The sequence below is a fragment of the Bradyrhizobium sp. SRS-191 genome (assembly GCF_024586915.1).
Taxonomy (GTDB): domain Bacteria; phylum Pseudomonadota; class Alphaproteobacteria; order Rhizobiales; family Xanthobacteraceae; genus Bradyrhizobium.
In genome coordinates this window covers 151,089-177,505 of sequence record NZ_JANBVS010000011.1, presented here as the reverse complement: position 1 = coordinate 177,505, position 26,417 = coordinate 151,089, and the positions used below count along the sequence as shown (strand labels likewise).

23 protein-coding genes are annotated in these 26,417 nt (G+C 65.3%); 14 read left to right on the top strand and 9 right to left on the bottom strand.

The window, feature by feature from the left end:
* Window positions 1–39: 39 nt before the first annotated feature.
* The 3 genes from NLR35_RS20765 (at window position 40) to NLR35_RS20755 (ending at window position 5,995) form a co-directional block, all read left to right on the top strand.
* Entirely contained in the window at window positions 40–747 is a 708-nt protein-coding gene (locus tag NLR35_RS20765; protein WP_257168380.1) for a BA14K family protein, read from the top strand.
* A gap of 477 nt (window positions 748–1,224) precedes the next feature.
* On the top strand, window positions 1,225–3,510 hold the full coding sequence (locus tag NLR35_RS20760; protein WP_257168379.1) for a CHASE3 domain-containing protein: 2,286 nt from the start codon (window positions 1,225–1,227) through the stop codon (window positions 3,508–3,510).
* A 196-nt stretch (window positions 3,511–3,706) separates the two neighbouring features.
* Window positions 3,707–5,995 carry a CHASE3 domain-containing protein gene (locus NLR35_RS20755; protein ID WP_257168378.1) on the top strand — a complete coding sequence of 763 codons (2,289 nt, stop codon included), beginning with the start codon at window positions 3,707–3,709 and terminating at the stop codon, window positions 5,993–5,995.
* Here NLR35_RS20755 and NLR35_RS20750 read toward each other — a convergent pair.
* Entirely contained in the window at window positions 5,958–6,851 is an 894-nt protein-coding gene (locus NLR35_RS20750; protein WP_257168377.1) for a DMT family transporter, read from the bottom strand. The two genes, NLR35_RS20755 and NLR35_RS20750, sit on opposite strands and share 38 nt — an antisense overlap.
* A gap of 712 nt (window positions 6,852–7,563) precedes the next feature.
* Between NLR35_RS20750 and NLR35_RS20745 the strand changes: the two genes are divergently transcribed.
* The 4 genes from NLR35_RS20745 (at window position 7,564) to NLR35_RS20730 (ending at window position 13,754) form a co-directional block, all read left to right on the top strand.
* Window positions 7,564–11,334 carry a vitamin B12-dependent ribonucleotide reductase gene (locus NLR35_RS20745; RefSeq protein ID WP_257168376.1) on the top strand — a complete coding sequence of 1,257 codons (3,771 nt, stop codon included), beginning with the start codon at window positions 7,564–7,566 and terminating at the stop codon, window positions 11,332–11,334.
* A gap of 253 nt (window positions 11,335–11,587) precedes the next feature.
* Window positions 11,588–11,761 carry a hypothetical protein gene (locus NLR35_RS20740; protein WP_257168375.1) on the top strand — a complete coding sequence of 58 codons (174 nt, stop codon included), beginning with the start codon at window positions 11,588–11,590 and terminating at the stop codon, window positions 11,759–11,761.
* Between the two features lie 112 nt (window positions 11,762–11,873).
* Complete coding sequence (locus NLR35_RS20735; RefSeq protein ID WP_257168374.1) at window positions 11,874–12,839, top strand: helix-turn-helix domain-containing protein; 966 nt, start codon at window positions 11,874–11,876, stop codon at window positions 12,837–12,839.
* A 147-nt stretch (window positions 12,840–12,986) separates the two neighbouring features.
* Entirely contained in the window at window positions 12,987–13,754 is a 768-nt protein-coding gene (locus NLR35_RS20730) for a metallophosphoesterase (RefSeq protein ID WP_257168373.1), read from the top strand.
* Between the two features lie 136 nt (window positions 13,755–13,890).
* Here the strand turns inward: NLR35_RS20730 and NLR35_RS20725 are convergent, their stop codons facing one another.
* The 3 genes from NLR35_RS20725 to NLR35_RS34345 form a co-directional block, all read right to left on the bottom strand.
* Window positions 13,891–14,205, bottom strand: coding sequence for a hypothetical protein (locus NLR35_RS20725; RefSeq protein WP_257168372.1), 315 nt, complete (start codon window positions 14,203–14,205; stop codon window positions 13,891–13,893).
* A gap of 176 nt (window positions 14,206–14,381) precedes the next feature.
* Entirely contained in the window at window positions 14,382–14,510 is a 129-nt protein-coding gene (locus tag NLR35_RS20720; protein ID WP_015666732.1) for a hypothetical protein, read from the bottom strand.
* A gap of 189 nt (window positions 14,511–14,699) precedes the next feature.
* Window positions 14,700–14,951 (bottom strand): hypothetical protein, encoded by a 252-nt coding sequence (locus tag NLR35_RS34345; protein WP_374940838.1) that lies wholly within the window; start codon window positions 14,949–14,951, stop codon window positions 14,700–14,702.
* 5 nt (window positions 14,952–14,956) lie between these two features.
* Between NLR35_RS34345 and NLR35_RS34340 the strand changes: the two genes are divergently transcribed.
* Window positions 14,957–15,247 (top strand): type II toxin-antitoxin system RelE/ParE family toxin, encoded by a 291-nt coding sequence (locus NLR35_RS34340; protein ID WP_374940837.1) that lies wholly within the window; start codon window positions 14,957–14,959, stop codon window positions 15,245–15,247.
* A 158-nt stretch (window positions 15,248–15,405) separates the two neighbouring features.
* Here the strand turns inward: NLR35_RS34340 and NLR35_RS20710 are convergent, their stop codons facing one another.
* Window positions 15,406–16,953: a hypothetical protein gene (locus NLR35_RS20710; protein ID WP_257168370.1), complete on the bottom strand. Its 1,548-nt coding sequence runs from the start codon at window positions 16,951–16,953 to the stop codon at window positions 15,406–15,408.
* 313 nt (window positions 16,954–17,266) lie between these two features.
* On the opposite strand from NLR35_RS20710, the gene NLR35_RS20705 reads away from it, so the two are divergent.
* Entirely contained in the window at window positions 17,267–18,424 is a 1,158-nt protein-coding gene (locus NLR35_RS20705) for a cytochrome P450 (RefSeq protein ID WP_257168369.1), read from the top strand.
* Window positions 18,425–18,875: 451 nt separating this feature from the next.
* Here the strand turns inward: NLR35_RS20705 and NLR35_RS20700 are convergent, their stop codons facing one another.
* Window positions 18,876–19,628: an SDR family NAD(P)-dependent oxidoreductase gene (locus NLR35_RS20700; RefSeq protein ID WP_257168368.1), complete on the bottom strand. Its 753-nt coding sequence runs from the start codon at window positions 19,626–19,628 to the stop codon at window positions 18,876–18,878.
* An 88-nt stretch (window positions 19,629–19,716) separates the two neighbouring features.
* Here NLR35_RS20700 and NLR35_RS20695 point away from each other — a divergent pair, with 88 nt between their 5' ends.
* Window positions 19,717–20,028 carry a helix-turn-helix transcriptional regulator gene (locus NLR35_RS20695; protein ID WP_257168453.1) on the top strand — a complete coding sequence of 104 codons (312 nt, stop codon included), beginning with the start codon at window positions 19,717–19,719 and terminating at the stop codon, window positions 20,026–20,028.
* A gap of 154 nt (window positions 20,029–20,182) precedes the next feature.
* Here the strand turns inward: NLR35_RS20695 and NLR35_RS20690 are convergent, their stop codons facing one another.
* Entirely contained in the window at window positions 20,183–20,416 is a 234-nt protein-coding gene (locus NLR35_RS20690; RefSeq protein WP_257168367.1) for a DUF2171 domain-containing protein, read from the bottom strand.
* Between the two features lie 717 nt (window positions 20,417–21,133).
* The gene (locus NLR35_RS20685; protein WP_257168366.1) at window positions 21,134–23,203 is read right to left on the bottom strand and encodes a methyl-accepting chemotaxis protein; all 2,070 of its coding nucleotides are present in this window, start codon (window positions 23,201–23,203) and stop codon (window positions 21,134–21,136) included.
* A gap of 218 nt (window positions 23,204–23,421) precedes the next feature.
* Here NLR35_RS20685 and NLR35_RS20680 point away from each other — a divergent pair, with 218 nt between their 5' ends.
* The 4 genes from NLR35_RS20680 (at window position 23,422) to NLR35_RS20665 (ending at window position 25,324) form a co-directional block, all read left to right on the top strand.
* The gene (locus NLR35_RS20680; protein WP_306577650.1) at window positions 23,422–24,147 is read left to right on the top strand and encodes a transglycosylase SLT domain-containing protein; all 726 of its coding nucleotides are present in this window, start codon (window positions 23,422–23,424) and stop codon (window positions 24,145–24,147) included.
* A 134-nt stretch (window positions 24,148–24,281) separates the two neighbouring features.
* Window positions 24,282–24,566, top strand: coding sequence for a DUF2312 domain-containing protein (locus NLR35_RS20675; protein WP_257168365.1), 285 nt, complete (start codon window positions 24,282–24,284; stop codon window positions 24,564–24,566).
* Between the two features lie 151 nt (window positions 24,567–24,717).
* Window positions 24,718–25,068: a zinc ribbon domain-containing protein YjdM gene (locus NLR35_RS20670; RefSeq protein ID WP_257168364.1), complete on the top strand. Its 351-nt coding sequence runs from the start codon at window positions 24,718–24,720 to the stop codon at window positions 25,066–25,068.
* 64 nt (window positions 25,069–25,132) lie between these two features.
* Window positions 25,133–25,324: a hypothetical protein gene (locus NLR35_RS20665; protein WP_257168363.1), complete on the top strand. Its 192-nt coding sequence runs from the start codon at window positions 25,133–25,135 to the stop codon at window positions 25,322–25,324.
* A gap of 64 nt (window positions 25,325–25,388) precedes the next feature.
* Here the strand turns inward: NLR35_RS20665 and NLR35_RS20660 are convergent, their stop codons facing one another.
* Window positions 25,389–26,360, bottom strand: a complete 972-nt coding sequence (locus tag NLR35_RS20660; RefSeq protein ID WP_257168362.1) for a VOC family protein — start codon at window positions 26,358–26,360, stop codon at window positions 25,389–25,391.
* Window positions 26,361–26,417: the final 57 nt, after the last annotated feature.

The following is a 26,417-nucleotide window of genomic DNA, read 5'->3' as shown; positions in this document are numbered from 1 at the left end:
CCTGCGGTTAGGTCATTTTCCCCTGATGGAGCGAGAGTGATGACCAGACTGAAGACATGGAGCGCCGCCGCGGCAGTGGCGCTGATTCTGCCGCTCGCGGCAGCGACCACGAGCTTTGCCCAAGGTCCCGGCGGCGGACGCGGTCCGGGTGCCGGCGCTGCCATGGGCGGCGGCGGTGGTGGTGGGGGCGCGGCCATCGGCGGCGGCGGCGGTGGCGGAGCGATCGGCGGCGGTGGCGCGATCGGTGGCGGCGGACGCGGCGCCTTTACAGCTGGGCCGGGCGGCGGCATCGGCGGCGGCAGCTTCTCCGGACGCACAGCCGTTGGGGGCCCAGGCCTTGTGGGTCGCGGTCCGGCGGCCGGCGCCAATGTCGCCATCAACAATGGCGGCGGCCGCGGCAACTGGACCGGTGGCGGTGGCAACTGGAACGGCGGCGGCGGCAATTGGAGCGGCGGCGGCTGGCGAGGCGGTCACCATGGCGGCTGGCACCGCGGCGGCGGCTTCTGGCCCGGCGTCGGTGTGGGCGTCGGCATCGGCCTCGGCAGCTCCTACGCCTACTACAATGATCCGTACTATTACGGAAACGACTACTACAACGACTACTCCTACTACGATGACTCCGCTCCGGTCGCCGTCGTCGGAACCGAGGGTGTCGATCCCAGCTATTGCGCTCGCCGGTACCGCTCCTACGATCCGGCGTCGGGAACTTACCTCGGCTACGACGGCCTTCGGCATCCCTGCCCGTAAGCAGCAGCGGCCATTCCGTCACGTGATAAATAAGGCGGCGAGGTACTTACCTCGCCGCTTTTGCTATGAATTTGTTCCAATGTTGTTTGTTATGTGTCCCATACGCCACGTTGTCGACTGAATGTCGACGAAATTGCAGGAATGTGCCCCGCGACGTGCAGATGTATTGCGCGTTCCGGTCCAATATCAATCGAGCTCGTGATTCTGCTTCGATAAGCTGGTCGCAGGCGGGTTTGACTACTAACGACGGACACTCGACCGACTGATCATGGATCGCGCAAACCCGAGCGCAGTGCAGATCGCTGCACGCCGGCGGTTGACCGTGCCATCGCGCCAGAAGTTTCGAACAAGGAGGCGCGCCTTGCAGACATATCATCACCGCCCTCGATGCAGCGGTATTGAGAGCCGGACGCATCAGGCACGTCGCGATCATCCCGCGAAGCGCGGGCGGGCCACGTCGATGATTGAGAAACGCGGATGATTCATCAGCGCCTCGCTTTGGGGCTCGGCCTTGGCACTCTGCTTGCGATCGGCGCCGCATCGACGGCGCTCGACATCAAGTCGCGCCATGACGCGGCCTGGGTGACCTCATCGCTGGACATCCTGCAGCGAACCTCCGATCTGCGACTGCTGCTGAGCGAAGCCGAGGCGACCTCGCGCGGATTCGCGCTGACGGCGGCCCAGCCGTTCCGGGCCGAGTTCGAGGACGTCCGCGGCAGGATTCCTGCCGCCTTCGCCGAGCTGCAGCGTGCCGTCGCCGATAGCCCGATGCCGACCCAGCTTCTCAGCCAGACGGACGCGCTCATCAACCGCCGGATCGAGATCGCGTCAGACGTGATCCGAATGAAGGCAGCATCCGACCGCGCCGGCCTCGAAGCGCTCGCGAGCCGGGCCGAAGGCCCGGCGACCATGAGCGCGATCACGGCCAATCTCGACCGGTTCGCAACCGAACAGCGCGCGCTGCTGGCGCAGCGCTCGGCGACCTCGAAGGCCACGGGATCACTGCTGCTGACGATCGACCTGTGCGGCCTGGCGCTGCTGCTGATCATCGCCGGCTACCTGATCCGGCGGGCCTATCTCGACGACCAGGCGCTGCGCGCCTCGCTGGTCCGTTCCGAGGCCGAGGCCGTCTCGCTCGCCGAACGGGCCGAGAAGCAGCATTTCGACCTCGTTGAGGCCCACGAGAAACTGCGCCACTCGGCCGAAATCCTGCAAAACACGTTCAACAGCATGGCCGAAGGCGTGCTCGTGATCGATGCCGCCGACACGGTGGTGTTCTCCAATCCCGCCGTCGAGGACTTATTGGGCTACCGTCACGGCAGGAAGCTGTCGGAGGTCCGGGCGCGCCTGCGTGTCTTTGAGAGCGACGGTGTGACGCCGATCGCGACGCACGACCTGCCCACACCGCGGGCGTTGCGCGGGGAATCGTTCGACCGCCGCGAGCTGATCGTCCATCAGCCCGACCGCGACGCGACGCTGCGCCTGATGATCAGCGGCCGCCCGCTGCGCGATGCCGCCGGGGGCATCACCGGCGCGGCGATGGTCTATCACGACATCACGATGGCCCATGAAACCGAGCGTCTGCTGCAGCAGGCGCAGAAGCTCGATGCCATCGGCAAGCTCACCGGCGGCGTTGCGCATGACTTCAACAACATGCTGACGATCATCACCGGCACCATCGAGACCCTTGCCGAGGAGGTCAGGGACCGTCCTGCGGCCGCCGCCACCGCCGCGTTGATCGGCCAGGCGGCCGACCGCTGCACCGAGTTGATCAGGCATCTCCTCGCCTTCGCACGCAAGCAGCCGCTGCATCCGCGCGACAGCGACGTCAACAGCACCATCGTGGACATCGCCAAGCTGCTGCGCCCGACCCTCGGCGAGCAGATCGAGATCAACTCGATCCTCGAGGAGGAGACGCTGATCGCGCATATCGACTCGGCGCAGCTTGCCAATTCGCTGGTCAACATGGCGATCAACGCGCGCGACGCGATGCCCAATGGCGGCAAGCTGCTGCTGGAGTCACGCCGCATCCTGCTCGATGAATCCTATGCTGCGGCCAACGCCGGGGTGACGCCCGGCTCCTACATCATGATCGCCGTCAGCGACACCGGCACCGGCATGTCGACGGAGGTCCGCGATCGCGCCTTCGAACCGTTCTTCACCACCAAGGAGGCCGGCAAGGGCTCGGGCCTCGGGCTGAGCATGGTCTACGGCTTCGTCAAGCAGTCCGGCGGCCACATCAAGATCTACAGCGAGGAAGGCCGGGGCACCACGATCCGCCTCTACATTCCCGTGCCCAAGGGCCAGTCGGCGACCCCTGCCCCGCCCGAGCCGCCGCCGCCGCGCGGCGAGGAGACGATCTTCATCGTCGAAGACGACCTGCTGGTGCAGGACTTCGTCGTCTCGCAGTTGCAGAGCCTCGGCTACAAGACTATCACCGCCTCGACCGGCGTCGAGGCCCTGGCCAAGATCGAATCCGGGCACTCCTTCGATCTGCTGTTCACCGACGTGATCATGCCCGGCGGCATCAACGGCAAGGAACTCGCCGAGGAGGCGCTGCGGCAGCGGCCGGGCACCAAGGTTCTCTACACGTCCGGCTATACCGACAATGCGATGGTCGAGCACGGCCGCATCGATCAGGCAGCGCTGCTGCTCACCAAGCCGTACCGAAAATCGGAGCTCGCCTGGATGGTGCGGCGCGCGTTGGTCGGCCTTGCCGAGAACACGTCCATCGCAGAGGAGCAAAGGCGTGCGCACTCCTGACCGCCACCCGCCATCGGAACGACGATCGGCCCGCATAAATCCGGATGGAACTCAAACAGACGATTGGCAGGACGCGAGGCCTTGCTTACAACTCAGGACATTGCAGACCGAACTATTCGCCAATCACGATAGAGCAACTCATAGTCCCGATGCGGCTTGATCGACCGCGCGCATCCAGCGCCTCTGGAACTCACCCATGATTCGCCGCCGCGTGGCGATCGGGCTCGGCCTTGGAACCCTGCTGGCCGTGGGCGCCGCATCGACCGCGCTCGACCTCAAGGCGCGCAGCGACACCGCCTTGGTCGAGCACACCATGGAGGTTCTCGAAAAGACCTCCCAGCTGCGCCTGCTGCTGCGGCAGGTCGAAGCGGCTTCACGTGGCTTTGGTCTGTCGGGGTCAGACCGGTTCGTCACCGAATTCCAGGAGACGAGCGCCATGGTTCCTGGCGCCTGGGCGGACCTGCGGCAGCTCGTCCGCGACAACCCTGCACAGAGCGAGCGGCTCCAATCGATCGACGGCGTCGTGCAGCAACGCGTCGAGCTTGCAGGCGAGTTCATCCGGCGCCGCGCCGCCAACGATCGCAGCGGCCTGCAAGCCTTGATAACGAACGCCGCCGGCCCAAAGGCGATGGCAACGATCAACGAGACGCTGGATGCTTTCTCCGACCGGGAGCGCCGGCTCCTCGCGGAACGAAGCGCAAGCTCGCGGCGAACAGGATCGTGGCTGCTCGCCATCGACCTCGCCGGCGTCGCCCTCGTACTCGCGATCGCGGCCTATCTGGTCCGGCGCGCCTATCTGTCGGACCGGGCGCTGCGGACGTCCCTCACCCGCTCACAGGCCACGGCAACTTCGCTCGAAGCGCAGGCGCTGCAGCAGCGCGGCGACCTCGCTGCCGCCTATGACGAGCTGCGCCGCTCCTCCGCCATTCTCGAAACCACCTTCAACAGCATGGCCGAAGGTGTGCTGGTGGTCGACCCCGAAGGCACGGTCATGCTCTCGAACCAGGCGGCGGGACATTTCTTCGGCACGGCTGTCGACAAGACCTTCGGCGAAATGCTGAAGGCAAACCGGTTCTACGAGAGCGATGCCGTGACGCTCATCGACGATCAGGATCTGCCGATCGCGCGCGCGTTGCGCGGACTCTCGTTCGATCGCCGCGAAGTGGTGGTCAAGCCGACCGACGGACGGTCGCAGTTCCGCCTGATGGTCAGCGGCCGGCCGCTGCGCAATTCGGCCGCTGCGATCAGCGGCGCGGCGCTGGTGTATCACGACGTCTCGGAGGTCCATGAGATCGAACGCCTGCTGCAGCAGGCGCAGAAACTGGACGCGATCGGCAAGCTCACCGGCGGCGTGGCGCACGACTTCAACAACATGCTGACGATCATCACCGGCTCGATCGAAATGCTGATCGACGCCGTCCAGGATCGGCCCGCCGCGGCTGAACTCGCCGTCCTGATCAGCAGGGCGACCGATCGCTGCACCGAGCTGATCCGTCACCTGCTCGCGTTTGCGCGCAAGCAGCCCCTGCGCCCGCGTGACATCGACGTCAACGCCACGGTGGACGACATCGCCAAGCTGCTGCGGCCGACGCTCGGCGAGCAGGTCGAGATCCGGACCATTCTCGCCGGGGAGGATCTCATCGCCCATGTCGATTCCGCGCAGCTGGCGAACTCGCTGGTCAACATGGCCATCAACGCGCGCGATGCGATGCCGGATGGCGGCAAGCTGCTGCTGGAGACGAAGAAGACCGTGCTCGACGAGGCCTATGCAACGGCCAATCCCGGCGTGGTGCCGGGCACCTATGTCATGGTGGCCGTCAGCGACACCGGCGCCGGCATGCCGGCCGACGTCAGGGACCGCGCGTTCGAGCCGTTCTTCACCACCAAGGATGCCGGCAAGGGCTCCGGCCTCGGGCTCAGCATGGTGTATGGCTTCGTCAAGCAGTCGGGCGGCCACATCAAGCTGTATAGCGAGGAGAACAACGGCACCACGATCCGGCTCTATCTGCCGGCGGCACAGCGGCTGCAGCAGGCCGAGCCGGAGCACGAGCAGGTTCTGCCGCGCGGCACCGAGACGATCCTGGTGGTGGAGGACGATCCGCTGGTGCGCGACTTCGTGCTCGCCCAGCTCCAGGGCCTCGGCTACACGACGCTCGTCGCCTCAAAGGCCACGGAAGCGCTGGCCATCGTCGCGCAGGACCAGCCGTTCGATCTGCTGTTCACCGACGTCATCATGCCCGGCGGAATCAGCGGCAGCCAGCTCGCGGAGACGATCACGGCGACACGTCCCGGTCTCCGGGTGCTCTACACCTCCGGCTACACCGACAACGCGATCATCGAGAACCGCCAGTTGCTGCCCGACGCGCTGCTGCTGACGAAACCCTATCGCCGCACCGAGCTCGCCCAGATGATCCGCCGCGCCCTCGATCGCGCTCCGGCCGGCGATGCTATCCCCGCGTCGCCAGCGCCACCGCTCCAAGCGTGAAGGCCAGCGCTGCGATCTGCCCTGCCCCCAGCGGCTCGCGCAACGCGATCGCCGACGCCACGACGCCGATCACCGGGACCGCCATGGTGCCGATCGCCGCCACCGAGGCCGGCAGCCGCGACAGCGCCGCCAACCAGGCGACATAGGCGACGCAGAACTGGATCACGGTCGAATAGAACATCAGCGCCCAGTCGAGCTGGTCGAGCCTGGTCCAGTCGGAATGCTCGAGCGCGAATCCGACGATCACGATCGGCACGCAGCCGATGCCGATCTGCCAGGCGGCGGCCGACAGCGGCGGCAGCTTGATCGGCAGCTTCTTGGCCATGACCGTGCCGAGCGCGAAGCCGAACGCGCCGCCCAGCACCATCAGGATGCCCGGCAGCTTGTCGCGGCTGGCATTGAGCCCGTTGCTGCCCATGATCGCGGCGAGCCCGGCGAAGGCCAGCACCAGGGCCAGCACGCGCAACACGGTCGGCCGCTCGCCCAGGATCGGCCAGGCCAGCAGCGAGGCCCAGACCGGCATGGTGTAGGCGATCAGCGCCGCCTCGCCGGCCGGCAGCCACAACAGCGCCAGCCCCATCAGCACCATCCAGGCGGTGACGTTGAGCATCCCCGCCAGGATCAGCCGCGGCCAGACCTCCCGCGGCACGGCGAGGCTCTGGCTCCTGATCACCGCGAGCAGCGCCAGCAATAGCGCACCGACCACGCCGGTGGTGCCGCGGAGCGTCAACGGCGGCAGCACGCCGACCAGGTGCTTGGTGACAGGCCAGTTGAAACCCCAGCCGAGCGAGGTGATGGCGAGGAACATCAGCCCGGCGGGCGTAATCCGCCCGCTGGCCGTTGGCTTGTCTGACATGGAATCACCGGCGCCGTCCGTGGGAGCGCCAGACTGCCGACGTTTTCCCGGCCACACCAGGGATTGTGGGGCATGCCTGCCCCGCGCCGGTCTCCGTAAGTGGCCGTGAGTCCCGCTGATGCAAGCAAAACACACCGTGCGCACGCGAATAAATTTGCCCCTGTGAACAGCGGGACGAAGCCCTGTGGATGGCGCCCGGAGCAAATTTTTTTGGTTTCGAATCCGTAAGGACTCGCCGATAGTTACGGCCATCACGATACCGGCACGCGCCCTGGTTATCCCGCACTTTCCCCCATATTTAGTGTTTGGTTAGGGAACCCCCACTAGTCCTTGACGGGGGAAGCGGAGTCGTCCTAGCTTCCGGCCCGGTTCGGCGCTTGATCGTGTTTCTCGTTTCGCCGCCCGCCTCCCAGAAGGGTTTGAGGACGACCGCGCCAGAAGGCCACCAGGCCCGGCGTGCGGTTCGTCGTCTGTCCCGCGGCGGGGTGGTCGCGAGGATGGGGCTGCGAAGGCCCCCACTAGATGTGGGGGCTGTCTTGCAGCGGCGATGGAGCCGGACGGCACGCGTGAGGCGTTGAGAGAGACGGGACCGGGCGACCGGTTGAACTGCGGCGGCAAGGGGTCCCCTGGGATGGGACTCGCAAGCCTCCGCCTTTGGATGCAATGATCCCGGCCGCCAAACGCGGTCCGGCAAGAACAATTGGGGCTCGCGATGCGGATTGAACGGCGCAACACCACCGAAGGGCAGTCACCCTATCAAGGGATCGACTTCCGCCTGACCACGTCCGAGATCAAGAATCCGGACGGCTCGGTGGTGTTCCGGCTCGAGAATGTCGAGGTGCCCGAGTTCTGGTCGCAGGTCGCCTCCGACGTGCTGGCGCAGAAGTATTTCCGCAAGGCGGGCGTCGCCGCGCGTCTGAAGAAGGTCGAGGAAGAGAGCGTGCCGTCCTGGCTGTGGCGCTCGGTGCCGGACACCGACGCGCTCGCCGCGCTGCCTGAGAACGAGCGCTATGGCAGCGAGCGTTCGGCCAAGCAGGTGTTCGACCGTCTGGCCGGCTGCTGGACCTATTGGGGCTGGAAAGGCAACTACTTCTCCTCCGAGGAGGACGCCGTCGCGTTCTACGACGAACTGCGCTTCATGCTGTCGAAGCAGATGGTCGCGCCGAACTCGCCGCAATGGTTCAACACCGGTCTGCACTGGGCCTACGGCATCGATGGTCCCGGCCAGGGCCACTATTACGTCGACTACAAGACCGGCAAGCTGACCAAGTCGAAGTCGTCCTACGAGCACCCGCAGCCGCACGCCTGCTTCATCCAGGGCGTCGAGGACGACCTCGTCAATGACGGCGGCATCATGGACCTCTGGGTGCGCGAGGCGCGCCTGTTCAAATACGGCTCCGGCACCGGCTCCAACTTCTCGCGGCTGCGCGGCGAAGGCGAGCGCCTGTCGGGCGGCGGCCGCTCGTCCGGCCTGATGAGCTTCCTCAAGATCGGCGACCGCGCCGCCGGCGCCATCAAGTCCGGCGGCACCACCCGCCGCGCCGCCAAGATGGTGGTGGTCGACGCCGACCATCCGGATATCGAGGCCTATATCGACTGGAAGGTGAAGGAGGAGCAGAAGGTCGCCGCTCTCGTCACCGGCTCCAAGATCAACCAGAAGCACCTCAAGGCCGTGATGAAGGCCTGCGTCAATTGCGAGGGCTCCGGCGACGACTGCTTCGACCCCGAGAAGAACCCGGCGCTGCGCCGCGAGATCAAGCTCGCGCGCCGCGCGCTGGTGCCCGACAACTACATCAAGCGGGTCATCCAGTTCGCCAGGCAGGGCTACAAGGACATCGACTTCCCGATCTACGACACCGACTGGGATTCGGAAGCCTATCTCACGGTCTCCGGCCAGAACTCCAACAACTCGGTGTCCTTGAAGGACGACTTCCTCCGCGCGGTCGAGACCGACAGCGACTGGAGCCTGATCGGCCGCACCAACAAGAAGGTCGTCAAGACGCTCAAGGCGCGCGACCTCTGGGAAAAAATCGGCCACGCCGCCTGGGCCTCGGCCGATCCCGGCCTGCACTTCAACACCACGATGAACGACTGGCACACCTGCAAGGCGTCCGGCGACATCCGCGCGTCCAATCCGTGCTCGGAATACATGTTCCTGGACGACACCGCGTGCAACCTGGCCTCCGCCAACCTGCTGACGTTCTACAACGTCAAGACCAAGCACTTCGACGTGGCTTCTTACGAGCATCTCTGCCGGCTCTGGACCGTCGTGCTCGAGATCTCCGTGCTGATGGCGCAGTTCCCGTCCAAGGCGATCGCCGAGCTCTCCTACGAGTTCCGCACGCTCGGCCTCGGCTACGCCAACATCGGCGGCCTGTTGATGACCATGGGCCTGTCCTATGACAGCAAGGAAGGCCGCGCGCTGTGCGGCGCGCTCTCGGCGATCATGACCGGCATCGCCTACAAGACCTCGGCCGAGATGGCCGGCGAGCTCGGCCCCTTCCCCGGCTACAAGAAGAACGCCGCGCACATGCTGCGCGTCATCAAGAATCATCGCCGCGCCGCGAAGGGCGAAGCGACCGGCTATGAGGCGCTCTCGGTCGCCCCGGTGCCGCTCGACCACGCCCACTGCCCGCAGGTCTCGCTGGTCAGCCACGCCATCCAGGCCTGGGACGACGCGCTCGCGCTTGGCGAGACCAACGGCTATCGCAACGCCCAGGTCACCGTGGTCGCCCCCACCGGCACCATCGGCCTGGTCATGGATTGCGACACCACCGGCATCGAGCCTGACTTCGCGCTGGTGAAGTTCAAGAAGCTGGCCGGCGGCGGCTACTTCAAGATCATCAACCGCGCGGTTCCCGAGGCGCTGCGCGCGCTCGGCTATCGCGAGAGCGAGATCGCCGAGATCGAGGCCTATGCCGTCGGTCACGGCTCGCTGTCCAATGCGCCCGGCATCAACGCCTCGACCCTCAAGGCCAAGGGCTTCACCGATGAAGCCATCGCCAAGGTCGAGAAGGCCTTGCCGACCGCGTTCGACATCAAGTTCGTGTTCAACAAGTGGACGCTCGGCGAGGACTTCATCACCAAGCAGCTCGGCGTCTCCGCCGAGGCGCTGGCGTCGCCGACCTTCGAGCTGCTCGCCGCTGTTGGATTCACCAAGCGCGAGATCGAGGCCGCCAACGTCCACATCTGCGGCGCGATGACGGTCGAGGGGGCCCCGCACCTGAAGGCCGAGCATTATTCGGTGTTCGATTGCGCCAATCCCTGCGGCAAGATCGGCAAGCGCTATCTCTCCGTCGAGAGCCACATCCGCATGATGGCGGCGGCGCAGCCGTTCATCTCGGGCGCGATCTCCAAGACCATCAACATGCCGAACGACGCCACGGTCGAGGACTGCAAGGCGGCCTATCTGCTCTCCTGGAAGCTCGCGCTGAAGGCCAACGCGCTCTACCGCGACGGCTCAAAACTGTCGCAGCCGCTCAACTCGCAGCTCATCAGCGATGATGAGGACGAGGACGATGCGGTCGAGTCCTTCTACGAGAAGCCCATGGCGGCGCGCGCGACGCAAGTCTCGGAGAAGATCGTCGAGAAGCTGGTCGAGCGCATCGTCGTGATGCGCGAGCGCGAGAAGATGCCGGATCGCCGCAAGGGCTACACCCAGAAGGCGGTCGTCGGCGGGCATAAGGTTTATCTGCGCACCGGCGAGTATGATGATGGCCGTCTCGGCGAGATCTTCATCGACATGCACAAGGAGGGCGCGGCGCTACGCTCCTTCATCAACAACTTCGCCATCGCGGTGTCGCTGGGCCTCCAGTACGGCGTGCCGCTGGAGGAGTATGTCGACGCCTTCACCTTCACCCGCTTCGAGCCGGCCGGTCCCGTCCAGGGCAACGACTCGATCAAGTATGCGACGTCGATCCTCGACTACGTGTTCCGCGAGCTCGCCGTCAGCTACATGTCGCGCTTCGACCTCGCCCATGTCGACCCCTCCGAGAGCAACTTCGATGCGCTCGGCCGCGGCGTCGACGAAGGCAAGCCGTCGGAGGACGGCCCCAGCCAGCAGGCCGCGAAGTACGTTTCACGCGGCCTGACCCGCTCGCGCACCGACAACCTCGTCGTCATGCGCGGCGGCACGCCCTCCGGCACCGCCCACACCACCGTCTCGGCGCCGCATGACGGCCCGTCCGGGGGCCGCGTCACCGCGCTCGCCTCTTCGCGGGCCGGCGACACGATCGACGGCGCCGTCGCCTACAAGCAGGAGCCGCAGCACGACCTCTCGCCCACCGAGAAGCTCGAGGCCCTGCAATGGAGCAAGGCCGGCACGGCCAACACGCAAGTCGCCTCCAAGGCCGAACGCCGCGCGGAAGCGAAAGCCAAGGGCTACGAAGGCGAGATGTGCTCAGAGTGCGGGAATTTCACGCTGGTCCGGAACGGCACCTGCATGAAGTGCGATACGTGCGGAAGCACGACGGGGTGCTCTTGATTAAGGGCGCCTTCTACTGCTGATCGCAGCAGCTGCCAACGTTGAACGAAAAGAAAGGTCTGCGGCGAGCTTCGGCTTCGCCGCAGACTGCAAAACCGAACGAACAGTGAATCAACGCATCCGGTTAGTACAATGCAATGGCAATCAAGGGTTAGAGACGCCTCTGGCCCTTAGTTCCGCGGAGATCGGCCAAGGTACTGGCGGCGACAAAATTTGTCGGACGGAGCCTTGGTGAATCGCTAGGAGAGCCAACATGGCTACCAATCCTCCGAAGGGTGACGGCCACCGTAACGGTGCTGTTCGTGATCGCTCGCAAGTCTATAATCCCAAGAACGATACCTGGACCAAACGCGACTCTGACACCGGCCGATTTATGGATCAGAAGGCCGATGACAAGCCATTCAAGGGAGTACGCAAGGAAAAGTAACTTACCCACCCACGATCTAAGGCGAATGGCGCTCGTTTAATTCGCCTTAGCCCTACACCATGAGATTCAACAAAACTCGCGCAGAATACTCGGACATCAATCACGGTAATCAATGTTGATTCTGAGGACCAGGGCAGATCTCCAGCGCCTTGTCGACGAAGGGCTAGAGGAAAGCCTTACGCTGGACTACAAAGCATCCCCCGCACTCATCCGAGACGGCAAGGGACCAGATGAACTCTGCAAGGATGTGAGCGCTCTCGCCAATTCTGCAGGGGGGCAACTGGTCTACGGCGTCGAGGAAGACAAGACCACAATGAGACCTTCAAAGATTGACGAAGGTGTTCAAGATCCCAAGATCACCCGCGAATGGATCGAACAGATTCTGAATTCGAAGGTCCAACCGCGGATGACGGGGATTAAGATCGATCGTATTGATATGGAGACGGGTAAGTTCTCTTACGTGATTAGCGTTGAGCAATCACACATTGGTCCTCATCAGGCGCCAGATGGAAAGTACTACAAGCGCTTTAATCTCCAATCGGTTCCGATGCACGACTATGAGATACGTGACATCATGCGTAGGTCCACGAACCCGGATCTGGAGATACAGCTTTGCTTTGTAGATGGCGGAAATTTATACGAGCCCGAGTTCGACGATAGCGAGGAAATGTCCAAAACGTTCTTCTTGCAGTGCGATATTGTTAATTTCTCGCCGACCCCCGCGTATTTCGCAATCATCGAGTTGTGGATCGACGATCTGATCCGAGTTCCTTTCTCCTCGGACTCTTTCCGATTAGTTCGTCTAATCTCCACAGATACAGGTCCCGCACAGAACATTTATCGACGGACATTAGCGGCTCCGCCGGGAGTACCGATCTTCAAAGAAGGCATGCACGAGTCTCATAGAGCAACGATACCGTTACAAATTGCGAGGCGAATAGCCTGGAACGAAAATGGGATGGTTCGAATCCAAACATCCGTTCAAGCACCTGGATGCGCAAAGAAAGAACAGTGGATCCTTCATTGCCATCTTGGCCAGCTCTTTCTTAAAAAGGTGGATACCAACTTGGACTCATAATTTCGAACCATTGCGCGCAAATAGCAAAACGAGCCGAGTCGGCGATTGATTGAGGGGCGGACCGCCGTCCCCCGCTTGACCGGAGCGGCGCGTTGCGCTTCGCTAACTCGCCCCGCGCTGTGAACCCTGGGCTACATCTCGGCCCCCATGCACCTCCACATCTTCTCCGACCTCCACGCCGACGTGGCCGACATCAAGCCGATCGCCGACCTGCCCGGGGTCGATGTGGTCGTCGTCGCCGGCGATGTCTGCGAGGGGGCGGTGAACGGATTTGCGCGGTTGCGCGAGATCGTGCCGGAGCCGGTCCCGATCGTGATGGTGATGGGCAACCACGAATTCTATCAGCGCACCTTCCCTGAGGAGCTGAAGCTGGCGCGGGCCGAGGCGGCGCGGTTCTCGGTGCATCTCTTGGAGAACGCGGCGGTCGAAATCGCGGGCGTGCGCTTCGTCGGCTGCACGCTGTGGACCGACTATGCCATCTTCGGTCCCGGCAGCGAGGTGCATACGATGGCGGTGTGCCGCGACCGGATGAACGACCATCGCCGCATCACCTGGCGCAAGCAGCCCTGGCTGCGCTTCCGGCCGCAGGAGGCGCTCGGACTGCACCGGGCATCGCGCACCTGGCTGACGAGCGTGCTGGAGACACCGTTCGACGGCCCGACCGTCGTCGTCACCCACCACGCCCCCGGCTGGGGCTCGGTCGCCGAGAAATATCGGAATGACCGCGTCACCGCCGCCTACGCCTCCGACCTCTCAGCGCTGATCCTGGCCACGCAGCCGGCGCTTTGGGTCCACGGCCACATCCACACGCCCTCGGACTATCGCGTCGGCGCCACGCGCGTGATCTGCAACCCGCACGGCTATGGCAAGGAGAACCCGGACTTCGATCCGGCCCTGGTTGTGGAGGTCGCGTAGCCCGGATGAGCGTAGCGACATCCGGGTTCATCACTGCGGGCGCTGGAGACGCCGGATGTCGCTACGCTCATCCGGGCTACGAACTTTGCCTACCTACCGCAGGTCATCGCGCTGACCACCGACCATTCGATGATGATCACAGGTTCACGCGAACCTCGGTCGCCGCGGGGTCCCTCGCTTCACCGTAGCGCTTGATCACGAAGCCGCCGCGTACCGAGGGCGTCGTTTTCAGCACCGGAGCGATGACCTCGAACAGCCGGTCGGCGTTGGGACCGTACATGTAGAGTACGCAGCGTCCGCCACCGAACTCGTCGCCGTCGAACTCGCCGACATTGTGGTCATCGATGGCCTTGCTCAGCCGATCCGCCAGATCGGCAATGTCAGCGCATTCACGCTCTGATCCGAACTGCCCTTCCTTCAGCGGAAGATGAACGATGACCGCTTGCTCCATGCGACCTCCCCGTCGGATACCGACGGCATGCGTAGCACATGATGGGGGGAACGAGCGAGGGATCAGGCTTGGCGGCCGGCGCACTGCTCTGCCGCCATCGCCATCTCCCAAGCCCGCTGCTCATCCGTATCGGACACGACGCCGCGAGCCGTGGCGATGCGCGCCAGGGCCTCGGCCTAGCGCAGCCCCGTTCCGTGACAGCGCTGGCACTTCAGCACCTTGTCGCCCTTCTTGACCAGGCCCTTGCCTTCGCAGTTCTTGCACTTGGCCTTCTTCTTGATGTTCGGGCCTTTTTCGTTGGCCATGATGATCTCCCGGGTGAGGCTCGTTCCGATCTGCGCGTTTAGCGGTTATCCCTTTCACAAACAATGCCACGGCGTCCGCCCGGCAAGCGGCTGATCTAGTGAAGGCGGGACATGGCAGATGGTCCTGGGTGAGAATTCATAGCGCGGATCAGCGGTGTCGGCCAATATTTGGCCACCCATGACAGCCGATCAGCTTTGCGCTAGTCTGGTGCCATGAAGACAAAAAAGCTCACAGACGTTCTTGAACGGGTCGCGGCTTGGCCGGCCGAGCTGCAGGACGAGCTTGCCGAGCTGGCGCTCGAGATCGACGCCGGCGTGGCGGGCGGTGAATATCAACCGAGCGATCAGGAGCTGGCGGGCATCAATCGTGGCCTGCGCGCTGCGAACGAAGGACGGTTCGCCAGCGAGGAAGACGTCGAAGCGGCGTTTGCCAAATTCCACGCCCGATGAGGGTCGTTTACCCAGCCGAAGCCATCAGCGATCTGGCAGACATAGCCGACTGGCTCGTTGATCACTACCCGACCGTCGCACAGGCCGTGGAACAGCGCATCAAACGGGTCGTGGCCCACATCGCACGTTGGCCTTCCAGCGCGCGGCGCGTCGTTACTCATCGCGACGTCCGCGCAGTTCCGCTCGGACGCTATCCCTACACGATCTTCTATCGCATCAAGGACGATACGATCGAGATCCTCCACATCCATCATGCTGCGCAGCAGCCCTGGCTTCCAGAGGATTGAACTCCGGTCGAAGGTGGTCTGCTGTAGGGTGGGCGAAGAAGCGAACGCGACAAAGCCACGTCGCATCGTGACCACCGCGGCGCGGATGGTGGCGGTGGTGGGCACGCGCCGCCTTGCGGCGGCGCTTTGCCCACCCTACGGTAGCTCGCTCGGCGTCCTTACTTGAAGCACACTGACTTGTCGTTCGGGTCGAAAGAATTGCCCGGCATCGGCTTCAGCGGGGTCAGCTTGGGGTTGGCGTTGGTGAGCCGCTTCGAATAGGCGCCGAGCGCGGCGTTCATCGTGTTCAGGCGGTCCTGGGCGTCGGTGCGTTGCAGCGGAAAGGTGATGACGCCGGAATTGTAGACCTCCGCGCGGGACCATTGCTGCCCCGAGACGATGCGGCCGATGAGACGCGACTTCAGATCGGCGGCGCTGTCGCCGGCGGCGCTCTTCCCCCCGACGACGTTGGGCGGCAGCAGGCTGGGATTGACGATCCAGCCGCGTTTCTTGGCGACGTTGTTGCCGAACAGGATCAGCTCGTCGAGCGTGTTGTTCAGCGCCACGTAGTCGCGCAGCGGCAGGCTGGTGTCGCCGGTGCCGGTCTCCTGGACGTGGCTCGCCAGATGCGGCCCCGTCGCGCAATAGGTGCCGAACACCAGCTTGATGCTCCCGGAGCTCATGATCATGTAGCTGCCGGCGTCCGAGCCGCCGGGCGGTGACGGCGCGTCGTCGCCGCAGAAGGTGCCGTGCGACGAGGCATCCTGCAGGGAGTGCAGATAGAGCCCGATGCGGGCGATCTGCACCGGCACCGGCGGCTTCTTCGGGTCGTCGAACAGCACGCCGGTGGTGCGAGGCTTCTCCTCCAGCCAGGACTTGAGCTTGGTGTAGTCGACGACATGCTCGGGGTGCTTGTTGTCGAGAACCTTCGGCCCGGACATCACGTTGATGGCCGGCCCGATGGCGTAGTTCTCGAGCAGCGGCACATTGCCGCTGAGCGGTACGTTCGCCAGACATTTCGGGCCGCTGAAATTAGAGGAGCCGTTGGGCACCGTATAGCCGGCCGTGCACAGCAGCCCCGGACCGTCGTCGGGCTTCATTGCCCATTGCCGGAGATTGTACAGCGTTCCCTGATAGACATCATCGATGGTGATGGGATAGCCCGGCGGCGGATAATGGAAGGGATACACCGCCTGGACGCCGCTGGCGCCGTGCACGTCGGTGCCCTGCCCGTTCGGCGAAAAGTTCAGCAAATAGTGATACAGCGGCCCGTCGGTAGAGTTGTTGGTGCGCTGGAAGCCGTTGAACCAGGCGGTGATGTAGCTGGCGCCGGAATTGTTCTTGCTGGCCAGGCCGCCGCATTGATCGATCGGCACATATTGCGCGTAGTCGGCGTTCTCGTTGTAGGCCGCGATCCAATAGGCGACGTCGGCGCGATAACCGAGCGCCTGGGCGATGAAATAGGTCGAGTCGGCATGGATCATGCTGCGGCCCGGCGGGATGACGGCGAACTGCACCGCCTCGAGCAGACAGCCCCGGTTGAGCGCCTCCGCGGGATCCTTGCACGCGCTGGCCGGCGCGAGGCAATTCCTGATCCCGGTGCCTTCGCGCTGAACGCAAATGTCCTCCAGGAACGCCTGCGCAGGGCGCGGCGTGGTCAGTCCCCAGCCGAGGATGGTTGATCCCAGGGCCATGGAGAGCGTCGACAGGGCAAAGGCAATGCGCATGAAAAACTCCTTGGTGATTGAAATCCGGCGGGCAGCGATCCGAAGGATGGCAACGCCATGTCTTCCGGAGGTGGGAGAGATTCGACAGGCCCGATTGGAACCCATATCAGATGATTTTTCAACCTGAAGTTGCTTCATCGCGCAACGTCGCTGTGCCGGCCCGTGCGACAAAGCGAAGCCATTCACGGCTCGGCAAGGCCTGATCATCATCGCGCGAGCAGCGATTGATCCCGCGCACGTCCGCCCCACCTGAGATTGACCACTGCCACGTCCGGCAGCAACGCCAGTTCCAGATCGGGCCACAAGCTTCAGCATGACCGCTCCCTCCTCCCTCCGCCAATCGACGGGCACGCCGCAAGATGCCGGACCGGGTTTCATCCGGATCGATCGCTTCGCAGCCGCCCGCGAGGTGCTGCGCTCCGGCGATGTGCGGCAGGCCGGTTTCAATGCCGAGCTGGTGCATCGCTTCATCGGCCCGCGCCATGCGCCGGTGCTGTATCAGGACGGCGAGCCGCATCAGAAGCAGCGCAGCGCCACCGCCCGCTTCTTCACGCCGCGCGTGGTGGCCACGCGCTATTGCGCGCTGATGGAGGCGACGAGCCGCGACCTCGTGGCGCAGTTTTGTCGGAGCCGGCGCGCCCGCCTCGACGACATGAGCCTGACGCTCGCGGTCGCCGTGGCCGCCGACATCATCGGGCTGACCGATAGTCCGCGCGAGGCGATGGCGGCGCGGCTGAACCGCTTCTTCGCCGCACCCATGGGCCGGGGCGCGATCGCGACCTTGCGCAACGCCGTCTTCGGCCAGTTCCGCACCCTCGCCTTCTATCTGTTCGACGTCCGCCCGGCCATTCGCGCCCGCCGCCGTCAGCCGCGCGAGGACGTCATCTCGCATCTGATCGCCGAGGGCTATTCCAATCGCGAGATCCTGACCGAATGCCTGACCTATGGCGCCGCCGGCATGGCGACCACGCGCGAGTTCATCGTGATGGCCGGCTTGCGCCTGTTCGAGCACGACGATCTGCGCGCGCGCTTCCTCGCCGCCGATGAGCCGGGGCGCATCGGCATTCTCGAGGAGGTGCTGCGGCTGGAGCCGGTCGTGTCGACGCTGAAGCGCCGCACGGCCTGCGCGATGACGCTGCACACCGAGACGGGCGCGATCACGATCCCGGACCACAGCCTGGTGGAGATCGATATCGGCGCCGCCAACCGCGACGAAGCCGCCGCCGGCGCCTGTCCGCATCAACTCGACCCCGATCGCGTCCGCCCCGCGAAGGGCTCTGCCAGCCTGATGAGTTTCGGCGACGGCCCCCACCGCTGCCCCGGCGCCGCAGTCGCGCTGCACGAGGCCGCGATCTTCCTCGACCAGCTGATGCGCGTCCCCGGCCTGCGGCTGGAGCAGCGCCCGACCAAGACCACGAACCCCGTGAGCAGCGGCTACGAGCTGCGCGACGCGGTGATCGTGGTGGAGTGAGGCCTCGTCGCAAACAAATAATGGACTATCAAATCATCATCGCAGGTCCTGATGAGGAAACGCGCGCGGTGCTCGTGAATGCGCCCTCTCCCCTTGCGGGAGAGGGCATCACCGGCCCATCGCCATCCGCAGTCGGGTGAGGGGTATCTGTCCGCGCACGGCACTCGTAGAGACATACCCCTCACCCAACCGCATTCGTTGCACTGTCCTACATGCCCTCTCCCGCAAGGGGAGAGGGCGCATTCACCTGCACCGCGATTCATCTTCCACGCGCTCGGCAACGTAGTGTGGGCAAAGGCGCGCCTCTCTGCCAACGTCAGGCACAGTGTCTCGCGCGCCGTGCCCACCGCCCGCTCCCATTGCCGCCGATGGTGGGCACGCGCCGCCTTGCTGCGACGCTTTGCCCACCCTACGGTTCACGGGTTGTCGTTGCCGACGACACGCCGATCCCTCAGCGCAACCCGCCGGTCACATGCAGCGTCTCGCCCGTGACATACGACGCATCGTCCGAGGCGAAGAACGCGACCGCGGCGGCGATCTCCTCGGCCTTGCCGACGCGGCCGAGCGGCGTGGTGGATTCGATCCATTTGCGCATGTCGCCCTCGTGCAGGCCGGCGGCGACGACGCCTTCGGTGACGATCATGCCGGGATTGATGGTGTTGACGCGGATCTTGCGCGGCGCGAGCTCCTTCGACAGCACCGAGGAGATCGCATCGACCGCGGCCTTCGTCGCGGTATAGACCGCGGTGTTCGGCGGCGTCAGGGTCGAGACGCCGGAGGAGATGTTGACGATGCTGCCGCCGGCCGGATTGAAATGCCGCGCCGCTTCCTGCGACACCAGCAGCAGGCCGAGCACGTTGACGTCGAACTGGCTGTGGTAGTGCTCCGGCGTGATGCCGTCGAGCGGCGCGAAGGCGTAGACGCCGGCATTGTTGACGAGGATGTCGATCGGTCCCAGCGCCTTCACGGCCCCGGCGACGAGCGATTTCACCTGGGCGGGATCGGCGAGATTGCCTTGGACCGCGACCGCCTTGCCTCCCTTGCCGGTGATGCCGGCGACCACGCGGTCCGCGCCCTCCTTGCCGGCGCTATAATTGACCGCGACGGCGGCCCCTTCCGCCGCCAGCCGCGCGGCGATCTCGGCGCCGATCCCCTTCGATGCGCCGGTCACCAGCGCCACCTTGCCTTCGAGTCTCCTGGTCATGCTGCTCTCCTTGCGCCGCGGCGCTGTTCAATGGTTCAGAACTAGTGAACTATTGAACCGGCGCAAGGCCGTCGCTATATCTTTTTTCATGGCGCCCTTGTTTCACCCGTCGCGCGACGACATCACTCTGGCCGGCGTGCTCTCAGCGCTCGCCGATCCCCTGCGGCTGCGCATCGTCAAGAGCCTGATGGAACAGAAGGACTGCATGTCCTGCACGGCAGCCGCGCCCTGCCCCGATATTCCCAAATCGACGCTGTCGAACCATTTCCGCATCCTGCGCGAAGCCGGCCTGATCCAGACCACCAAAAAGGGCGTCGAGCATCGCAACGCCGTGCGCGAGGCCGATTTGAATGCGCGGTTCCCAAAATTGCTGAAGACGATTTTAGCATCTGCGGAGTAGGTCTGTAAGGTGGGCAAGGCGCGCCGCCGCGTTGCTGGCGAGCTAAACTCCTGAGCGCGCCGTGCCCACCGCCGGCACCCACAGCCACCGCCGGTGGGCACGCGCCGCCTGACGGCGCCGCTTTGCCCACCCTACGATTAGCAGTGGCTCAGCCCTACTTCTCCTCCTCCATCGTCACCGCCACGGCGCCGACCGCCGAGAGCCGCACCTTGTCGCCCTCGACGTCGGCGACGAGGCCCTTGTCGATGAAGTGATGATGCCCCTTGTGGCTGCCCTCGCCGCTGTCCTTCTTGGTCAGCTTTATGCGGTTGCCGTCGACGCGATCGACTGTGCCGACATGCACGCCGTCGGCGCCGATGACCTCCATGTGTTCTTTGATGTCCTGCATGACGAACTCCTCCGTGGCTGATGTGAGAGCTGCGTCAACCGGCGGGTGAGACAAGGGTTCCGGCACCGTAGGGTGGCCAAAGGCGCGCCCGTGCCGGGGTCGTCTGGCACGCTCTCGCACGCGCCGTGCCCACCGCCCGCATCCACCGGCACCGATGGTGGGCACACGTCGCCTCCGGCGCCGCTTTGCCCACCCTACGGCACCTCGTTCGACGGATGGCCGGGACAATACACGGTCACAGAATTCCGACAAAAATAACTAGCTTGCTATTTTTCGGAAATCATGTTTTTCTCTCCCCATCCCGGCCCGCGAGAGGGGCGCATCGCGATCGTCACGAGACGCGGGGCCGGAGATGCGGTGGCCGCAAGTGTGCTGCAGCGGGCGTGATGCCTGCGGACGAACAGCGCCTTGCGGACGTGAAGACGCGTGGTCCTGGCCTCCCGGTGCTGAGGCCAAGCCGGTGGCGATGATCCGCCGGCGACGGGGTCAAGAAGCCGGTCCCCGAGGAGATCGCGCCATAAGCGTGAAAACCATCGCGCGGGGAATGCCGGGATGTCTCGGCTGAACCTGTGGTGACTGCCGCCTGCTTATCTTCTGCAGGCGGGCCATGGGTGCGGCCAGCGCCCGGCATTCCCCGCGCCCTCTCGTCGGATTGAGGGCCAACGACGATCAGGACTCGGGCGCGGATGCGTCGCGGGATCGTGGTCGCGCGTGATGCTACGCCTTGCGCACCGTGCCGAGGAAGCCCTCCACCGCGACACGGAAGCGGTCGGCGTCGGTGGACATGCGACGCACCGACTCGACCATCGCAGCCCCGGCATTGCCGGTCTGGCGGTTGAGCGTGGCGACCGAGCCGATCGTGTCGGTGACGGCGCGGGTGCCCTGCGCGGCCTGCTGGAAGTTGCGCGAGATCTCGGTGGTGGCGGCACGCTGCTCCTCGACCGCAGCGGCAATCGCCGTCATCTTTTCGTCGATGCCGGAGATGTTCTGGCTGATGCCGCGGATCGCCTCGACCGACTCGCCGGTGGCGGCCTGGATCTCGGCGATCTGCCTTGTGATGTCGTCGGTCGCGGTCGCCGTCTGCGCCGCGAGGTTCTTGACCTCACCGGCGACCACCGCGAAGCCGCGGCCGGCCTCGCCCGCGCGCGCCGCCTCGATGGTGGCGTTGAGCGCAAGCAGGTTGGTCTGGCTCGCGATCGCCGTGATCATCTTGACTACCTCGCCGATACGGTTGGCGGCGCGGTCGAGCATCTCGACGGTGGCGTTGGTCTGCGCCGCGCGCTCGACCGCCTGGCGTGCATCGGCGGCGGAGGCCTGCACCTGGGCGGCGATCTCCGAGACCGAGGCGGTGAGCTCCTCGGTGGCGGCGGCGATGGTCTCGAGGTTGGTCGTCGCGGTCTCCGCGGCGCTGGCGACCGCGGCGGTCTGCTCGGTGGACTCGTCGACCAGCTTGCGCACGTCGGTGGCGCTGGTGTCGAGCTGGCCGGTGGAGTTGCTCATGCTGACGATGACCGCCTGCACGGTGTCGTCGAAGCTCTTGCAGGCGCTGTCGATCGCCTGCGAGCGCTCCAGCCGCCTGCCCTGGTCGAGCTCGCGCTCGCCCGCGAGCCGCTCGGCGGTCGCGGCGCTCTCGCGCAGGCCTTCGAGGGCGGCGGCCATCGCGCCGAACTCGTCGGCATGGGCGAATTGCGGCACCGGCGTCTGGTAGTCGCGCTGGCCGATGCGGTGGATGGCCTGCATCAGCGCGCCGACGGGGCGGACCAGGCGGACGCGCACGGCGCGCAACGCCATGCCGGCGACGAGCAGCGCGGTGACGAAGGCGAGCGACTGCACGATCAGGCTGCTCAGCGCCGCGGTCTTGATCGCCTCGGCGCGCGCGATCGAGCCGTCGAGCGCGGTCATGCCGACGGCGATGATGCCGGCGAACGGGCCCTGGCAGAACACGTTCCACTCCGGCGCCGGCATCGCCGGCTTGCCGCTGCCGTCGAAGGCCTTGGTGAGCTGGTCCATGCGCTGATGCGCGGCATCGACCTCGGCGCGGGACGATTTCACGGCCGCAGCGAGCTCGGCGCTGCCGGCCCCCGCCAGGAGATCGTCGAGGCCGGACCAGCCGGCCGCCACGGTGCCGCGCCACTGCGCGACCGAGGTTTTCTGGGTCTCGTCGAGCGGCTTGGAGGCGTTGATGTTGGGCCGCATCGCCGAGCATTGCAGGCCATAGCGGTCGCGCACCTGCCAGGCCAGCCGCCGCGCCTGCACCATCTTGGCGATGACCGGGTCGGTCATCCAGGCGCGGTTGGAGACGGCGAGCGAGGCGGCGTTGGCGGCATCGAGCGTCTTGGTCATGGCGTCATACCAGGCCTGGGTGCGCGCCAGCACGCGCTCCGCCTTGGGCTTGGCGGCCTCGTCGAACACGAGCTTGAACTGCGGAAGCGTGGCCTCCCAGCTCGATTTCAGCCGGGCGGAGAGCTCGTCGCGCTCGGGCATGTCGAGTCCCGCGAGCGCTGTGGCGATGCCGTCATAGCCCTTGGCCTCGATGCCCTGATATTCGGTCAGCTTGGCGCGGGGGTCCTCCTCGCTGAGCAGAACGCTCTGGATGTCGCCGCGATGGGCGCGCATGACGAGGACATTCTGGAAGATCGCCTTGTCCGCCGTCGTCAGTTGCTCGGTGGCCATGCTCTCGCGATAGCGGCCGGCAGCGCCGCTCATCAGGATCGCCGTCGACACCAGGATGCCCGCCGCGAGCACGGACAACAGCACCATCAGCAAGGTACTGACCGACTTCTTCATCACACACCGCCTCACACCAGAAAGTGGCAGGATGACCCGATTGCACAAATTCTTCCTTAACCATGCACCGGCACACCGGACGCTGAGGTAATCAGTTGCCGAACAGCTCCCCTCCACTCCAAAAAAAACTGCGCAGGCCTCCCCGCGGCGCCCGCTGGCGCGCGATTGCGCGGGAGGGGAAGCGAATCGGACAGCGCGGCGCGCGCTGGCTGCGGCAGATGGCGGGCGCTGCGCCGCGATGGTTGAAGATCACAAGCGGAGCGGTGCTGGCGCTCGGCTTTTTTGCGCTGGCCAATCTGGCCTATCACGTCGCGCGCAAGCCGACCGAGCTGTTCGTCGTCACTGGCCACTCGCTCGACAAGGAGCCGGAGGGGACGTGGCGGCGATATGGGGCGCTGTTCCGCGAGCAGGCGACGCGCGCGATCACCGCGGAGCTGCTGGCGGCGCTGGCGCAGACCGAGAGCTCCGGCAATCCGGTGGCGCGCACCTATTGGCGCTGGCGCTTCGCCTGGAATCCGTTCGCGCTGTACCAACCGGCCTCGAGCGCCGTGGGCCTGTTTCAAATGACCGACGGCGCCTTCGCCGACGCCGCACGGTTCTGCATCAGGGATCACGAGGTGACGAGCGAGGGCTGCGGCTCGCCGACCCTGTATGTCCGCGCCTGGCCGGCGCATGCCGCCGAGCTCACGGTGATCTCGCTCGATCGCCAGGTCGCCGCCGTCCTTGCGCGGCACCCCGCCGCAAAGCCGACGCTGCAACAGAAGCAGGATCTCGCCGCGGTGATTCATCTGTGCGGCGCCGGCCCCGCGGCCGCCTTCGTCCGCCGCGGCTTCAAGCCGGAGAGCGGCGAGCGCTGCGGCGACCATTCGGTCGCCGGCTATCTGGGCAAGGTCAACGCGATGAAGAAGCAGTTTCAGAAGCTCGCGGCGTCCGAACGGAGCTAACGCGGCAATATCGGCAGCCTGCCCGGTTCCACGTTAAGCACGTCGATTGCGCAGATGTGGGCAAGCCGCTTCCGTTAACAGGTTGGCAACGAAGTCGGCGGCATTTTCGGGCTCCCATTAGTACAGGAGTCACCATGTCAGAGATCGGCATTCCCGGCGCGCGCATCCGGTCCTTCGTCGAGCGGATCGAGCACCTCGATGGCGAATTGGCGGAGCTGAACGAGCAGAAGAAGGAAGTGTTCGCCGAGGCCAAGGGCGAAGGCTTCGACGTCAAGATCCTGAAGGAGATCATCAAGCTGCGAAAGCAGGACCAGGACGAGCGCGACGAGCACGAGACCTTGCTCGACACCTATATGCGGGCCATGGAAGCGGCGGAGGCCCAGCCGGCCGCCAAGACTCCTGAACGCAAAGCGGCGTGAGACCCGGCGAGGCGACCAGCCTCACGGCCGATATCGGCGGCGCGCAGCAGCCCATCCACGTTGCGCGCTGCCCGCCTCCGGGATTTTCCTTGCCCGGTTCCATCCGAGCCTCTATCGCTGCGCCACGCTTCCAGCAGTGCCCGAGGATGAGATGACCGACGCGACGACCTGCCCGCAATGCCGCTCCGAGCACGCCTATCAGGACGGCGCCTTGTGGGTCTGTCCGGAATGCGGTCACGAATGGAGCGCGGATGCCGCCGTTGCCGCAGCGGCCGGCGATGATACCAGCATTCGCGACGCGAACGGAAACGTGCTTGCCGACGGCGACAGCGTCATCGTGATCAAGGACCTCAAGGTCAAGGGCTCGTCCTCGACGGTGAAAGGCGGCACCAAGGTGCGCAACATCCGTTTGCAAGAGGCGAGCGACGGTCACAACATCGCCTGCAAGATCGATGGCATCGGCCAGATGAATCTGAAGTCGGAGTTCGTCCGCAAGGCGTAGAGCTCAGCCCCTCCCGGAACATTCGCGACGCCGCGGCGTTCGCATGAACAACGGAGGATGGCCCATGTTGACGGACGACCAGATCGCGACGCTTTCGGACATCGGTCAGGCGATCGCCTTCTCGCCCGACCGGCAGGACGAGCTCGACGGCCTGATCCGTGAAGGCTACGTCGCCAAGGATGGCGACATCTACGAGCTGACTGCCAAAGGCCAGAAGGTCCTGACCGATCGCGGCGCCGGGCTGAACGAGGCCTGAGGCTCTGCTCGGGCCGTTAAGGGCTCATTGCGCCGTACGCTTCAGCCTGCAACCCCATATCGACTCAGATCCGGATCAGGCGAACTTTCGTGCCCCAGGGATCGGCGGTCTCCAGTCCGTTCGCAAGCTGTGTCAGCGTTGCACCCGCTTGACGCAGCCGCGCCTCCTGGGCGGCAAGCAGATCGTCGCCCTTCACCTCGAACGAGAACCACGACAGCCCTGTCGTGCCATCGTCGCGCTGTCCGGCACCGGCGCTGCGCCAAGTGTTGGCGCCGATGTGATGATGGTAGCGCCCGGACGACAGGAAAGCCGCACGATCGATCGTCCGCGTCGGATTGAGCCCGATCAGGCCGGTATAGAAGCTGCTCGCCTGGGTGATGTCCCCGACTTTCAGATGCACATGGCCGATGCGCAGCCCCTCCGGCGCGCCGGAGTAGTTGCTGGTGCGCGTGTCCGTCAGCGCAACGAGATCGTCGACATCGAGCTGCTCGGTACCCATCCTGACCGAACCCTCGCGCCACTGCCACAGCTCCGGCGCCCGGTCGGCATAGACTTCGACGCCATTACCTTCGGGGTCGTCGAGATAGACCGCTTCGCTGACATTGTGGTCGGCGAAGCCGGTCAGCGGCGTGCGGTTGCGGGCGACATGCACCAGCCATCGCGCCAGATCCTTGCGCGTCGGCATCAGGAAGGCGGTGTGGAAAAGCCCGGCCGCGCGGGGCGATTCGCGACTTGCCTCCGGGCGCGGCTCGAGTTCGATCAGCGGCACGCCGCCGGCCCCCAGCCGGACCGAGGTCGCGGTCCGCTCGATCACGCCAAGCCCGATGACATCGCGGTAGAAGGCAGCCACCTTGTCGAGATCGTTGACCCGCAAGGTCACCATGCCGATGCGGATCGGCGTCCGGCTCGCGAAGGTTGGACCTGCCACCGTGCTCTCCCCGCCACCCTCGGCCCGCGCAGCGGCGATGGCGGCCATCGTCATCGATGAGACGCCGGCGAGCTTGAGCAGCGCGCGGCGCGTGAAATCGGCAGTCATCAAAGTCCCCCAGAATTGCCCCGTCTTCCTACGGACCCGCGGGCCAGCCGCGCAAGC

Excerpts from the sequence above, each read along its gene's own strand:
- NLR35_RS20665 (WP_257168363.1), top strand. The coding sequence starts at position 25,133 with ATGTTGACGGACGACCAGATCGCGACGCTTTCGGACATCGGTCAGGCG.
- NLR35_RS20680 (WP_306577650.1), top strand. The coding sequence starts at position 23,422 with ATGGCGGGCGCTGCGCCGCGATGGTTGAAGATCACAAGCGGAGCGGTG.
- NLR35_RS20720 (WP_015666732.1), bottom strand. The coding sequence starts at position 14,510 with ATGGCCAACGAAAAAGGCCCGAACATCAAGAAGAAGGCCAAGTGCAAG.
- NLR35_RS20660 (WP_257168362.1), bottom strand. The coding sequence starts at position 26,360 with ATGACTGCCGATTTCACGCGCCGCGCGCTGCTCAAGCTCGCCGGCGTC.
- NLR35_RS20685 (WP_257168366.1), bottom strand. The coding sequence starts at position 23,203 with ATGAAGAAGTCGGTCAGTACCTTGCTGATGGTGCTGTTGTCCGTGCTC.
- NLR35_RS20705 (WP_257168369.1), top strand. The coding sequence starts at position 17,267 with ATGACCGCTCCCTCCTCCCTCCGCCAATCGACGGGCACGCCGCAAGAT.
- NLR35_RS20750 (WP_257168377.1), bottom strand. The coding sequence starts at position 6,851 with ATGTCAGACAAGCCAACGGCCAGCGGGCGGATTACGCCCGCCGGGCTG.
- NLR35_RS20670 (WP_257168364.1), top strand. The coding sequence starts at position 24,718 with ATGACCGACGCGACGACCTGCCCGCAATGCCGCTCCGAGCACGCCTAT.
- NLR35_RS20760 (WP_257168379.1), top strand. The coding sequence starts at position 1,225 with ATGATTCATCAGCGCCTCGCTTTGGGGCTCGGCCTTGGCACTCTGCTT.
- NLR35_RS20755 (WP_257168378.1), top strand. The coding sequence starts at position 3,707 with ATGATTCGCCGCCGCGTGGCGATCGGGCTCGGCCTTGGAACCCTGCTG.
- NLR35_RS20730 (WP_257168373.1), top strand. The coding sequence starts at position 12,987 with ATGCACCTCCACATCTTCTCCGACCTCCACGCCGACGTGGCCGACATC.
- NLR35_RS20710 (WP_257168370.1), bottom strand. The coding sequence starts at position 16,953 with ATGCGCATTGCCTTTGCCCTGTCGACGCTCTCCATGGCCCTGGGATCA.
- NLR35_RS20735 (WP_257168374.1), top strand. The coding sequence starts at position 11,874 with ATGTTGATTCTGAGGACCAGGGCAGATCTCCAGCGCCTTGTCGACGAA.
- NLR35_RS34340 (WP_374940837.1), top strand. The coding sequence starts at position 14,957 with ATGAGGGTCGTTTACCCAGCCGAAGCCATCAGCGATCTGGCAGACATA.
- NLR35_RS20740 (WP_257168375.1), top strand. The coding sequence starts at position 11,588 with ATGGCTACCAATCCTCCGAAGGGTGACGGCCACCGTAACGGTGCTGTT.
- NLR35_RS20765 (WP_257168380.1), top strand. The coding sequence starts at position 40 with ATGACCAGACTGAAGACATGGAGCGCCGCCGCGGCAGTGGCGCTGATT.
- NLR35_RS20695 (WP_257168453.1), top strand. The coding sequence starts at position 19,717 with ATGGCGCCCTTGTTTCACCCGTCGCGCGACGACATCACTCTGGCCGGC.
- NLR35_RS20725 (WP_257168372.1), bottom strand. The coding sequence starts at position 14,205 with ATGGAGCAAGCGGTCATCGTTCATCTTCCGCTGAAGGAAGGGCAGTTC.
- NLR35_RS20675 (WP_257168365.1), top strand. The coding sequence starts at position 24,282 with ATGTCAGAGATCGGCATTCCCGGCGCGCGCATCCGGTCCTTCGTCGAG.
- NLR35_RS20745 (WP_257168376.1), top strand. The coding sequence starts at position 7,564 with ATGCGGATTGAACGGCGCAACACCACCGAAGGGCAGTCACCCTATCAA.
- NLR35_RS20700 (WP_257168368.1), bottom strand. The coding sequence starts at position 19,628 with ATGACCAGGAGACTCGAAGGCAAGGTGGCGCTGGTGACCGGCGCATCG.
- NLR35_RS20690 (WP_257168367.1), bottom strand. The coding sequence starts at position 20,416 with ATGCAGGACATCAAAGAACACATGGAGGTCATCGGCGCCGACGGCGTG.